This window comes from Enterococcus sp. DIV2449a, assembly GCF_051711225.1.
Lineage (GTDB): Bacteria > Bacillota > Bacilli > Lactobacillales > Enterococcaceae > Enterococcus_D > Enterococcus_D casseliflavus.
Genome location: NZ_JBIOME010000001.1, coordinates 238170 through 250520, shown reverse-complemented (window position 1 = coordinate 250520; position 12351 = coordinate 238170). Strand labels below are relative to the sequence as shown.

Here is a 12351-nt window from a genome sequence, read left to right as displayed (position 1 = left end):
CGCTAAATGGCCTCCTTCCACTATTACTTAGCTTGTTCACGCAATACTGTTTTAATGCGTGCAATCGATTTACGTACTTCTTTGATACGTGCAGTGTTTTCTAATTGACCTGTTGCTAATTGGAATCTAAGATTGAACAATTCTTCTTTCAATTGTTTTTCTTGATCTAGCATTTCGGCAGTGGTTAATTCTCTGATTTCTTTAACCTTCATTCGATTCACCACCCATTTCCTCACGTTTTACGATCTTCGTTTTCACTGGTAATTTGTGAGAAGCAAGACGTAGCGCTTCGCGCGCAACTTCTTCAGGTACACCGGCAATTTCAAACATGATTTTACCACGTTTAACTGGTGATACCCATCCTTCAGGAGCCCCTTTACCAGAACCCATACGTACCCCGATAGCTTTGGCAGTATAAGATTTGTGAGGGAAAATTTTGATCCATACTTTCCCGCCACGTTTCATATAACGAGTCATTGCGATACGGGCAGCTTCGATTTGACGGTTTGTGATCCAGTGTGATTCAACAGCTTGTAAGCCGTATTCACCGAATGCTACTTCTTTTCCGCCTTTCGCTTCGCCACGCATTTTTCCGCGGAACTCACGACGGTGTTTTACACGTTTAGGTACTAACATGTTTATTTCCCTCCTTTCTCAGTGTTCTTTTTAGTTGGAAGAACTTCTCCACGATAAATCCACACTTTAACTCCTAGTTTTCCGTATGTTGTATCTGCTTCTTCCCATGCGTAATCAATGTCCGCACGTAATGTATGAAGTGGAACGGTTCCTTCTGAGTAACCTTCTGAACGAGCGATATCCGCACCATTTAGACGGCCAGAAACTTGTGTTTTGATTCCTTTAGCGCCAGAACGCATTGTGCGTTGGATCGCTTGTTTTTGAGCACGACGGAAAGCAACACGGTTTTCTAATTGACGTGCGATTCCTTCGCCTACTAATTTAGCATCTAAATCTGGTTTTTTGATTTCAACGATGTTGATGTGAACTCGTTTGCCAGTTAGGCTATTTAATTCTTTTCTTAGGTTTTCGACTTCAGATCCGCCTTTACCGATAACCATACCTGGTTTAGCTGTGTGGATTGAAATATTCACGCGGTTTGCTGCACGCTCGATCTCAACTGTAGACACAGCGGCATCAGCAAGTTTAGATGCGATAAATTTACGGATTTTCAAATCTTCATGTAGAAATTCAGCATACTCTTTTTCAGCATACCATTTAGCATCCCAGTCACGGATGATGCCTACACGCATTCCAATTGGATGTACTTTTTGACCCACTGATTGTCCCTCCTTATTTTTCTGATACGACTACAGTAATATGACTTGTACGTTTGTTGATCGGTGAAGCTGAACCTTTCGCACGTGGACGGAAACGTTTCATCGTTGGTCCTTCGTTTACGAATGCTTCAGAAACAATCAAGTTTTCAACATCTAAGTCAAAATTATTTTCTGCATTGGCAATAGCTGACATCAAGACTTTCTCGATGATTCCAGCTGCTTTATTTGGTGTGAACTTTAAGATCGCGATTGCTTCAGCAACGCTTTTCCCTCTGATTAAGTCAATAACTAGACGAGATTTACGAGGAGAAACGCGGACTGTTTTAGCAGTTGCTTTCGCTGATGTGATTTGTTCTGCCATTTTTGGATATCCTCCCCTCAAAATTAGCGTCTTGTTTTCTTATCATCGGCAGCATGTCCGCGATAAGTTCTTGTTGGTGCAAATTCACCTAATTTGTGTCCTACCATGTCTTCTTGGATGTAAACTGGTACATGTTTCCGTCCATCATACACAGCAATTGTAAATCCGATAAAATTAGGGAAAATTGTAGAACGACGTGACCAAGTTTTGATCACTTTTTTCTTTTCAGCGCCTTCTTGTGCTTCGACCTTTTTCATCAAATGGTCATCGACAAAAGGTCCTTTTTTCAAACTACGACCCATGGTGTACCTCCTCTCAAAATGTGCGACACACGGTCAAGTATATTACTTAGTTTTACGACGACGAACGATAAGTTTGTCTGATTTTGCTTTTTTGTTACGTGTTTTGTAACCAAGTGCAGGTTGTCCCCAAGGAGAAACTGGTGCTTTACGTCCGATTGGTGCTTTACCTTCACCACCACCGTGTGGGTGATCATTAGGGTTCATTACGCTACCACGTACAGTTGGGCGTTTGCGCATCCAACGAGAACGACCGGCTTTACCGATGTTGATCAATTCGTGTTGTTCATTACCAACAGAACCGATTGTTGCACGACATGATGCTAAGATCATCCGTACTTCACCAGAGTTCAAGCGGATCAATACGTATTTGCCTTCTTTACCAAGTACTTGAGCACTTGTTCCAGCTGAACGAATCAATTGTCCACCTTTACCAGGTTTCATTTCGATGTTGTGGATAACAGTACCGACTGGAATGTTTTCTAGTGGTAATGCATTCCCTACTTTAATATCTGCATCTGGACCAGAAACGACAGTCATGCCAACTTCTAATCCTTTAGGTGCTAAGATGTATGCTTTTACTCCATCCTCGTAATGTACTAACGCAATGTTAGCAGAACGGTTTGGATCATATTCAATCGTTTTAACCGTAGCAACGACGTTGTCTTTGTTACGTTTGAAATCGATCAAACGGTATTGACGTTTGTGACCGCCACCTTGATGACGAACCGTGATACGTCCGTTGTTGTTACGACCAGCATTGTTTTTCAAAGGAGCTAACAATGTTTTTTCTGGTGTTGAAGTTGTGATTTCAGCGAAATCAGAACTTGTCATATTACGACGGCCGTTCGTGGTAGGTTTGTACTTTTTAATCGCCACGTCTTTTTCCCTCCCATGTAAAGTTTATGCGTGAGTTGCTTATTCAGCAGCTTCGAAAATTTGGATTTCTTTAGAATCTTCAGTTAAAGTCACAACAGCTTTGCGACGTTTTTTTGTATATCCTGCATATTTACCCATGCGTTTGAATTTCGGACGAACGTTGATGATGTTCACGTTTGCCACTTTCACTCCGTCAAAGGCAGCTTCTACAGCTTGTTTTACTAAAGTTTTGTTAGCTTTTGTGTCCACTTCAAAAGTGTATTTCTTGTCATCCATGGCAAGCATTGATTTTTCAGTGATCACTGGGCGTTTAATAACGTCTAGTAAGTTCATTATGCAAGCACCTCCTCGATCTGAGTAAGAGCAGTTTGTGTCACTAACATTTTGTCGTTAGAAACGATGTCTAAAACACTAATGTTATCAGCAGTAACTACAGAAACTTTTGGCAAGTTGCGCGCAGATAAAGCGGCAAAGTCGTTTTCAGATTCTAAAACTACCAATACTTTAGAGTCAATTGTCAAGTTAGCTAAAACTTGTTTGAATTCTTTTGTTTTTGGAGCATCAAAGCTTAATCCTTCTACTGCTACCAAGTTATTTGAAGCAACTTTTTCTGACAATACAGATTTCATTGCTAAGCGACGAACTTTTTTAGGAAGTTTGTAGCTGTATGAACGTGGTGTTGGTCCGAAGACTACGCCACCTCCACGCCATTGTGGTGAACGGATTGAACCTTGACGGGCACGTCCAGTTCCTTTTTGGCGCCATGGTTTACGGCCACCGCCACGAACGGCACTGCGGTTTTTCACAGCGTGTGTTCCTTGTCTTAATGAAGCGCGTTGCATGATGATTGCATCATAGACAACTGATTCATTTGGTTCGATTCCGAAGATTTCTTCGTTCAATGTAATTTCGCCATTTTGGCTTCCATCTTGTTTGAATAATGCTACATTCGGCATTCCTTAGTTCCTCCTTTCTTCCTATCTACTTATTTAGCTTTCACAGCTGATTTGATTGTAATCAATGATTTTTTCGCGCCAGGTACATTACCTTTGATCAAGATAACGTTGCGTTCTGCGTCTACGCGTACGATTTCCAAGTTTTGGATCGTGATGCGATTTCCGCCCATACGTCCAGCAAGACGTTTGTTTTTGAATACACGGTTAGGTGCAACTGGACCCATTGATCCAGGACGACGGTGGTAACGAGAACCGTGAGCCATTGGTCCGCGGCTTTGTCCGTGACGTTTGATAACGCCTTGGAATCCTTTACCTTTCGAAGTGCCGGTTACATCGATGATGTCTCCTGCTTCAAAAATATCAACTTTGATTTCTGATCCTACTTCTAAGCCCTCTAGCTCTACATTCTTGAATTCGCGAATGAAGCGCTTAGGAGCCGTGTTTGCTTTTGCAACATGACCTTTCGCAGGTTTGTTAGACAAAACTTCACGCATATCTTGGTAGCCGACTTGAATTGCTTCGTAGCCGTCATTTTCGATTGTTTTCACTTGTAGCACTACGTTTGGTGTAGCTTCTACTACAGTTACTGGAATCAATTCGCCAGATTCAGTGAAGATTTGAGTCATTCCCACTTTTTTCCCTAAGATTCCTTTGGTCATGATTACACCTCCATCTTAATTATTATAGTTTGATTTCGATATTAACACCGCTTGGCAAGTCTAGCTTCATTAAAGCATCAACAGTTTTTGGTGTTGGATTCACAATGTCGATTAGACGTTTGTGTGTACGCATTTCGAATTGTTCGCGTGAATCTTTGTATTTGTGCGTCGCACGGATGATCGTGTACAAGCTGCGTTCAGTTGGTAATGGAATTGGACCAGATACGCCAGCTCCAGTTCTCTTTGCAGTTTCTACGATTTTATCCGCTGATTGATCTAAAATACGATGTTCATACGCTTTTAAACGGATACGAATTTTTTGTTTTGCCATTGTTTTCCCTCCTTCGCCTATTTTGAAAAGTAGACATAGCTCCACGAAAATTTTCCGTCACGCTCGTCCATGGCAAAGCGTCCGGGCGTGTCGCAACCTCTCGTTTCGTAGCCGGCAGAAAATTTCTTTGCTGCCAGTGTGACTTACGTATTTACGTAAACAGCACCTTTATGATTATATTACGGATAAACATTGATTGCAAGCTTTTTTTATGGAAAAACCGGGATTCTTTTGCATTTCTTTCAGAAAATTTTCTTTTGGTTTCGTAACACAAAAAAAGAAGCGTTGACCGCTTCTTTTAAGCACTTCTTCATTTCCTATTTATTATAGAAGAAAACCTGCTATTGCGGCGCTTCCTCCTCCATACGGTCTCGGGCGTGGGTATAGGCACCATGCCACACATGACCCACATAAGGATTGATCACCACTCCTTCTTTGATTGCCGCTGTGACAAAGGCTTTCGCTAACCGAACGCTTTCCACGACGGGTTTGCCTTTTGCAAGACCCGCAGCGATCGCAGCTGAAAAGGTGCAGCCTGCCCCGTGATTGAAATCGGTAGCGATTTTTTCACTTTCTAACAAGAGGAAGGATTGCCCATCATAAACGAGGTCAATGGCTTTTGCTCCTGGCAAGCGATGCCCCCCTTTGATCACGACGTATTTAGCACCTAATTCATGGATTTTTTCAGCAGCTTGCTTCATGGCCTCCACACTCGTCAAATCACCCAAACCTGAAAGCATCCCCGCTTCTACTAAATTGGGGGTGACAACATCTGCTAACGGCAACAAATGCGTGATGATGGCATCGACGCTTTTTGGCTGTAAGATTTCTGCAGTCCCTTTGCAAGCAATGACAGGATCGATCACCACATTTTTGACTTGCTGCTGTTGGATCATCTGCGCAGCTTGGACAATATTGTCTTCATTGCCTAACATGCCCGTTTTTAGAGCATCCATCGGATCACCTGCAAAAGCAGAGATCATTTGTTTTTCGACAAGCGCTGTTTCCATCGCCGTTACTTCATGGCTCCAACCTGCTTGTGGGTCCATCGTGACGATCGAAGCGATCGTGGCAAAACCAAAGACACCATATTCCTGAAATGTTTTTAAATCTGCTTCGATACCGGCACCTCCGGTTGAATCCGACCCAGCAATTGATAGGACTTTTTCCATCTTCCTCATCTCCTTGTGCTTTTTGCTAAGTATAGTCAATCTTTCCCTTGACGAAAAGAGCCATTTGGCTTATTTTTAAACCATCCAATTGAAAAAGGTGGTGCAGGATGGCTTCATCAAGTATCGACAAACAGAAGAAACAACCGATTTACCAGCAGATCGTGACTCATTTTATCGAAGAGATCCAAGCGGGAATCTATGGACCTGGGGATCGTTTGCCACCAGAGCGCAGCCTCGCCCAGACTTTTGGCGTCAATCGTTCCACCGTCGTCAAAGCGTTAGATGAATTGAAAAGCTTAGGATGGATCGAACGAAAACAAGGCAGCGGCTCTCGTGTATTGGAAGGTCGTTGGGGGAACCGCCAAACGCCACTTTCTTATTTGCGCTCGTCTTTAAGCAGCCCTTATCTGCAGCAAGACCCTTACGTTCAACAGATTCAGCATTTGCGCACCGAGAAGGATGTGCTGGATCTGTACACAGGTGATCTACCTGCCGATCTGATCCCCGATTTCACGTTTCCTGCCTTTACCTGGGAAGAGATTCGCAAGGAAAGCACCAAAGTATTACCGACGGGTTATGAACCTTTGCAAGAAATCTTATTGCAGCACCTTGCTGATTCCTTCAATTTGCCCACCAACGGACAAAAACTAGTGATCACTGCTGGATCGACACAAGGAATCACCTTGCTAATGCAAGTCTTATTGCATGCGGGGGATTGTATCGCGACAGAGGACCCTTCTTTCTTGTTCTCTCTCCCCTTGTTTTCCACGATGAATGTCCAGTTGATCGGGATCAAGCAAGATAGCGAAGGAATGCGGCCTGCGGCATTGGAAAAAGTGTTGAAGGAAAAGAAGATCAAATTCGTCTATCTGAATCCCACCTTCCAAAATCCAACGGGTCATACTATGAGTGACCATCGGCGCCAAGCGATCATCCGCCTTTGCCAGACCTACCAAGTACCGATCATAGAAGACGATGTTTTTAGCGAGTTGGCTTTTGATAAAGTACCGCCCAAGCTAAAATCCATGGCTCCCGAAACCGTCATTTATTTAGGCTCGCTTTCAAAATTACTAGGATCATCCATCAAAATCGGCTGGCTTTTGGTGCCAGAAGCGTTAGCCGACCAATTTGCCCAAGCGAAAAAACGGATGGCGATCGATACCACGATCTTCCCGCAAGTCCTTGCCAACATCGCCTTACGCTCCTCTGATTACCACCAGCAGCAGCGGACACTGCTTGCAGAAATGGCCCAGCGCCAGCAAGACTTACTCCAACTCTTGCAGGCATTTCAGGAGGATTGGCAATGGCAGTCGACGAAAGGTGGTCTTTACCTGTGGTTGACTTGGCGTCACCGCACATTGACTCGCAAAGATTGGTCACTCTTTTTGGCGAACGATTGCTTAGTAGCACCTGCGTTTCTTTTCAGTAACGATACGAATGGCTTGCGTTTGAACTATAGCCGCTTAGCCAAAGATGATTTACCGCGATTTCAAGAACGATTCACAAAAATCACCCAACAGTTAAAGGAGCAAACCTATGAACGAAACCATTGAGCTTTTACACAACCACCGCACTTACCGACAATTTGATCCTGACTACCGCTTGAGCCAAGAGCAAGTAACCGCGATTTTGACTGCGGCTCGTCAAGCACCTAGCTGGATGAACGGGCAAGCCTATTCGATCTTAGTGATCGACGACCCGCAGATTCGCCAACAAATGGTCGAATGGAATCCTGGCAATCCTCATATCGCAGCAAGTTCACTCTTTCTGCTATTCTTAGCTGATTTAAACCGAACCAAAAAAGTTGCTGAGGAAAACAGACTCCCTATCCAATCGATGAGGGCTATCAGCCATTATTGATCGCCACAACTGATGCCAGCATCGCTTTGCAATCTGGTGCGATCGCTGCTGAATCACTGGGCTTAGGCACCGTCATTTCTGGCAGTGTCCGCAAAGACAGCGCCAAAATCGCTGAATTGTTGCACTTACCAGAATATGTCTATCCTGTGGCTGGTTTGAGCATCGGTAAACCAATCGTAGAAATGAAGGTCAAACCTCGCTTGCCAGAAGAAGCGGTCATTCATTACAACCATTATCAGGACTATTCTTATGAGGCGATCGAAGCGTACGATCAAACGATGACTGCTTTTGGAGAAGCCCGCGAGACCAAACCATGGTCAGAAAAATTCGCTGGCTTTTACAGCAATCGTCCTGACCAAGGATTTGACACCTTCTTGAAGAAGCAAAATTTAATAAAATAAAAGGCACCGCTCTCTTTAGCTTCGATGAACCGTAACGGATTCATCTACGCTAGAGAGAGCGGCTTTTTTTCTACAAGAGTCAAAAAAAGAGCAAAAGCGCGTACGCTTTTGCTCTTCGATCAATCAAATTAAGCTTGGATTGAAGTTACAACGCCTGAACCAACAGTACGTCCGCCTTCACGAATTGAGAAACGAGTTCCGTCTTCGATAGCGATTGGGTGGATCAATTCAACGTCGATTGTTACGTTATCACCAGGCATAACCATTTCAGTTCCTTCTGGTAATTCAACAACACCAGTTACGTCAGTTGTACGGAAGTAGAACTGAGGACGGTAGTTAGTGAAGAATGGTGTGTGACGTCCACCTTCTTCTTTTGTTAAAACGTAAACTTCAGCTTTAAATTTTGTATGAGGTGTGATTGTACCAGCTTTAGCCAATACTTGTCCACGTTGGATGTCTTCACGAGCAACACCACGTAGCAATGCACCAATGTTATCCCCTGCTTCAGCATAGTCTAACAATTTACGGAACATTTCAACACCAGTTACAGTTGTTTTAGCAGTTTCTTCAGCAATACCAACGATTTCAACTTCGTCACCAACGCGAACTTGTCCACGTTCAACACGGCCTGTAGCAACAGTACCACGTCCAGTGATTGAGAATACGTCTTCGACTGGCATCATGAATGGTTTGTCAGTGTCACGTTCTGGAGTTGGAACGTATTCGTCAACTGCAGCCATTAATTCCATGATTTTTTCTTCGTATGAAGCATCGCCTTCAAGAGCTTTCAAAGCAGAACCAGCGATTACAGGAACATCGTCGCCTGGGAAGTCATATTCTGACAATAAGTCACGAACTTCCATTTCAACTAATTCTAGTAATTCTTCGTCATCAACCATATCCATTTTGTTTAAGAAAACAACGATGTATGGTACACCAACGTTACGTGATAACAAGATGTGTTCACGTGTTTGAGGCATAGGACCATCAGCAGCAGATACTACTAAGATCGCGCCGTCCATTTGAGCAGCACCAGTGATCATGTTTTTAACGTAGTCCGCGTGTCCTGGGCAGTCAACGTGAGCATAGTGACGTGCTTCAGTTTCGTACTCAACGTGAGCAGTTGAGATAGTGATTCCGCGTTCGCGTTCTTCTGGAGCGCCATCGATTTGGTCGTAAGCTGAAGCTTGAGCCAAACCTTTTTTAGATAATACAGTTGTGATAGCAGCTGTAAGTGTAGTTTTACCATGGTCAACGTGTCCGATCGTACCAATGTTTACGTGGGGTTTAGAACGGTCAAATTTTTCTTTTGCCATTTTAAAATGTTCCTCCTAAAAATGCAGTTTATTTTTTATATTTGATAGGTAGGGAGCCGCAGCTCCCCATCCCTTATCATCGATAATATTGTACACGAAACTCAGAAAAAAATATAGCTTTTTACTTAATTTCCTATACTTCCATCAATTATTCAGCTTTGCCGCCGTTTTTCTTGATGATTTCTTCTTGAACAGATTTAGGTACATCTTCATAGTGATCAAATGTCATCATGAACGTACCGCGACCTTGTGTTGATGAACGAAGTGTTGTTGCGTAACCGAACATTTCAGCTAATGGAACGATTGCGTTCACGATTTGTGAGTTACCGTGTGCTTCCATTCCTTCTACGCGTCCACGACGAGCAGTTACGTGACCCATAACATCACCTAAGTAATCTTCTGGTACAGTGATAACTACTTTCATCATTGGTTCAAGAATTACTGGGTTTGCTTTCTTCGCTGCAGCACGTAAAGCCATAGAAGCTGCAACACGGAAGGCAGTTTCACTTGAATCGACATCATGGTATGAACCATCATAAAGTTTTGCTTTGATGTCTACTAATGGGTAACCGGCTAAGACACCGTTCGCCATTGAGTCTTCAAGTCCTTTTTCAACTGCTGGGATGTATTCACGAGGAACCACACCACCGACAATCGCGTTTTCGAATTCGAAGCCTTTACCTTCTTCGTTTGGTGTAAATTCGACCCATACGTGACCGTATTGACCTTTACCACCAGACTGACGTACAAATTTACCTTCCGCTTGTGTTGCTGCACGGAATGTTTCACGATAAGAAACTTGAGGCGCACCTACGTTTGCTTCAACTTTAAATTCGCGACGCATACGGTCAACTAAGACGTCCAAGTGAAGTTCTCCCATACCAGCGATAACAGTTTCGCCTGTTTCAGCGTTTGTTTCCACACGGAATGATGGATCTTCTTCAGCAAGTTTTTGTAAAGCAACCCCCATTTTATCTTGGTCAGCTTTTGATTTAGGCTCAACAGCGACTTCGATAACTGGTTCTGGGAATTCGATTGATTCAAGGATTACTGGTGATTTTTCATCACATAGTGTATCCCCAGTTGTTGTGTCTTTCAAACCAACAGCAGCGGCGATATCGCCTGAGTATACTGTTTGGATTTCAGCACGAGTGTTGGCGTGCATTTGTAGGATACGACCGATACGTTCGCGTTTGCCTTTTGAAGCATTCAATACGTATGATCCAGAGTTCAAGATACCTGAATACACACGGAAGAATGTCAAACGACCTACGAATGGGTCAGTCATTACTTTAAATGCTAATGAAGCAAATGGTGCTTCATCGTCAGCCGGACGATCAGTTTCTTCGTCTGTTTTAGGATTGATCCCTTTAATCGCAGGAACATCAAGTGGTGAAGGCAAGTAGTCGATGACTGCATCCAACATCAATTGAACCCCTTTGTTTTTAAAGGCAGATCCGCAAAGAACAGGGAAAAAGTCAACAGTCAATGTTGCTTGACGAATACCAGCTTTCAATTCTTCTTCAGTGATTTCTTCACCTTCCAAGAATTTCATCATTAGTTCTTCATCAGTATCAGCAACAGCTTCGATTAATTTTTCGCGCCATTCTTCAGCTAATTCTACGTATTCTTCAGGAATTTCAGTCTCTTGGATTTCAGTTCCTAAGTCATTTGTGTAGATTTCAGCTTTCATTTTTACTAAGTCGATAATACCAGTAAAGTCATCTTCCGCACCAATTGGTAATTGGATTGGGTGAGCATTTGCTTGTAAACGATCATGTAAAGTTGATACAGAGTATAAGAAGTCTGCACCAATTTTGTCCATTTTGTTACAGAATACAACACGCGGTACGCGGTAATCTGTCGCTTGACGCCAAACTGTTTCTGTTTGAGGTTCTACACCTGATTGTGAGTCCAACACAGTTACAGCACCATCAAGTACACGCAATGAACGTTGCACTTCGATTGTGAAGTCCACGTGTCCTGGTGTGTCGATGATATTTACGCGGTTTTCTTTCCATTGCGCAGTTGTCGCAGCAGAAGTGATTGTGATCCCACGTTCTTGTTCTTGTTCCATCCAGTCCATTTGAGAAGCACCTTCATGTGTTTCCCCAATTTTATGGATTTTACCTGTGTAATAAAGGATACGTTCAGTTGTCGTTGTTTTACCAGCGTCAACGTGGGCCATGATCCCGATATTACGAGTTTTTTCTAGCGAAAATTCTCTTGCCATTCTAGGTTGTTCCCCTCTCATTCTTACTTAACTTAAGCTAAGGTTGTCTCAGTACCTTCCAATAAAAAGCAGTGAGGATCTTACCAACGATAGTGAGCAAATGCGCGGTTGGCTTCCGCCATTTTGTGTGTGTCTTCGCGTTTTTTCACAGAAGCACCAGTGTTGTTCGCTGCATCCATGATTTCTTTTGCAAGACGTTCTTCCATTGTGTGTTCGCCACGCAAACGAGCGTAGTTTACCACCCAACGAAGACCTAGAGTTGTACGACGTTCAGGACGTACTTCTACTGGTACTTGGTAGTTAGAACCACCGACACGGCGAGCTTTAACTTCCAATACAGGCATAATGTTTTTCATTGCTTGTTCGAAAACTTCCAATGGATCATTTCCTGTAGATTCTTTGATAATGCCAAAAGCATTGTAGATAATATTTGCAGCAACACCGCGTTTACCATCAACCATTACACGGTTGATCAAACGAGTTACTAATTTTGAGTTATAAATAGGATCTGGTAAAACATCACGTTTTGCAACAGGACCTTTACGAGGCATCCGTAACTCCTCCTTCCGAGATATCAGTTCTGATTTAA

15 protein-coding genes and 1 pseudogene are annotated in these 12351 nt (G+C 43.2%); 2 read left to right on the top strand and 14 right to left on the bottom strand.

The genetic code is table 11. From position 1 onward, the window contains the following. Positions 1 to 23: 23 nt before the first annotated feature. From rpmC to thiD, 11 genes are all read right to left on the bottom strand, one after another. Positions 24 to 212: a 50S ribosomal protein L29 gene (rpmC, locus tag IGI76_RS01210; RefSeq protein WP_002288664.1), complete on the bottom strand. Its 189-nt coding sequence runs from the start codon at positions 210 to 212 to the stop codon at positions 24 to 26. Further along, the gene (rplP, locus tag IGI76_RS01205) at positions 202 to 636 is read right to left on the bottom strand and encodes a 50S ribosomal protein L16 (protein ID WP_005226918.1); all 435 of its coding nucleotides are present in this window, start codon (positions 634 to 636) and stop codon (positions 202 to 204) included. The genes rpmC and rplP overlap by 11 nt, the downstream gene beginning before the upstream one ends. Positions 637 to 638: 2 nt before the next feature. Then, positions 639 to 1295: a 30S ribosomal protein S3 gene (rpsC, locus tag IGI76_RS01200; protein ID WP_005226916.1), complete on the bottom strand. Its 657-nt coding sequence runs from the start codon at positions 1293 to 1295 to the stop codon at positions 639 to 641. Positions 1296 to 1308: 13 nt separating this feature from the next. Continuing rightward, positions 1309 to 1656, bottom strand: coding sequence for a 50S ribosomal protein L22 (rplV, locus tag IGI76_RS01195; protein ID WP_003127973.1), 348 nt, complete (start codon positions 1654 to 1656; stop codon positions 1309 to 1311). 23 nt (positions 1657 to 1679) lie between these two features. Continuing rightward, a complete protein-coding gene (gene rpsS / locus IGI76_RS01190; protein WP_005226914.1) occupies positions 1680 to 1958 on the bottom strand; it encodes a 30S ribosomal protein S19 in 279 nt (92 codons plus the stop codon). Between the two features lie 42 nt (positions 1959 to 2000). Next, positions 2001 to 2834 carry a 50S ribosomal protein L2 gene (gene rplB / locus IGI76_RS01185; protein ID WP_005226912.1) on the bottom strand — a complete coding sequence of 278 codons (834 nt, stop codon included), beginning with the start codon at positions 2832 to 2834 and terminating at the stop codon, positions 2001 to 2003. A 39-nt stretch (positions 2835 to 2873) separates the two neighbouring features. After that, positions 2874 to 3167 (bottom strand): 50S ribosomal protein L23, encoded by a 294-nt coding sequence (locus IGI76_RS01180; protein WP_005226911.1) that lies wholly within the window; start codon positions 3165 to 3167, stop codon positions 2874 to 2876. Next, entirely contained in the window at positions 3167 to 3790 is a 624-nt protein-coding gene (gene rplD / locus IGI76_RS01175; RefSeq protein WP_005226910.1) for a 50S ribosomal protein L4, read from the bottom strand. The genes IGI76_RS01180 and rplD overlap by 1 nt, the downstream gene beginning before the upstream one ends. A 29-nt stretch (positions 3791 to 3819) precedes the next feature. Next, a complete protein-coding gene (gene rplC / locus IGI76_RS01170) occupies positions 3820 to 4449 on the bottom strand; it encodes a 50S ribosomal protein L3 (protein ID WP_003127967.1) in 630 nt (209 codons plus the stop codon). A 22-nt stretch (positions 4450 to 4471) separates the two neighbouring features. Continuing rightward, the gene (rpsJ, locus tag IGI76_RS01165) at positions 4472 to 4780 is read right to left on the bottom strand and encodes a 30S ribosomal protein S10 (RefSeq protein ID WP_003127966.1); all 309 of its coding nucleotides are present in this window, start codon (positions 4778 to 4780) and stop codon (positions 4472 to 4474) included. Positions 4781 to 5121: 341 nt separating this feature from the next. Beyond that, positions 5122 to 5952: a bifunctional hydroxymethylpyrimidine kinase/phosphomethylpyrimidine kinase gene (thiD, locus tag IGI76_RS01160; RefSeq protein ID WP_438780921.1), complete on the bottom strand. Its 831-nt coding sequence runs from the start codon at positions 5950 to 5952 to the stop codon at positions 5122 to 5124. A gap of 107 nt (positions 5953 to 6059) precedes the next feature. Here thiD and IGI76_RS01155 point away from each other — a divergent pair, with 107 nt between their 5' ends. After that, the gene (locus tag IGI76_RS01155; RefSeq protein WP_194185212.1) at positions 6060 to 7505 is read left to right on the top strand and encodes a PLP-dependent aminotransferase family protein; all 1446 of its coding nucleotides are present in this window, start codon (positions 6060 to 6062) and stop codon (positions 7503 to 7505) included. Further along, positions 7489 to 8213 (top strand): annotated as a pseudogene (locus IGI76_RS01150) (nitroreductase family protein). The gene IGI76_RS01155 and the pseudogene IGI76_RS01150 overlap by 17 nt, the downstream one beginning before the upstream one ends. 128 nt (positions 8214 to 8341) lie before the next feature. Here IGI76_RS01150 and tuf read toward each other — a convergent pair. The 3 genes from tuf to rpsG form a co-directional block, all read right to left on the bottom strand. Then, positions 8342 to 9529 (bottom strand): elongation factor Tu, encoded by a 1188-nt coding sequence (gene tuf, locus IGI76_RS01145; RefSeq protein WP_005226902.1) that lies wholly within the window; start codon positions 9527 to 9529, stop codon positions 8342 to 8344. Between the two features lie 148 nt (positions 9530 to 9677). Next, a complete protein-coding gene (fusA, locus tag IGI76_RS01140; protein ID WP_005226900.1) occupies positions 9678 to 11762 on the bottom strand; it encodes an elongation factor G in 2085 nt (694 codons plus the stop codon). 80 nt (positions 11763 to 11842) lie between these two features. After that, complete coding sequence (rpsG, locus tag IGI76_RS01135; protein WP_003127957.1) at positions 11843 to 12313, bottom strand: 30S ribosomal protein S7; 471 nt, start codon at positions 12311 to 12313, stop codon at positions 11843 to 11845. Positions 12314 to 12351 lie beyond the last annotated feature (38 nt).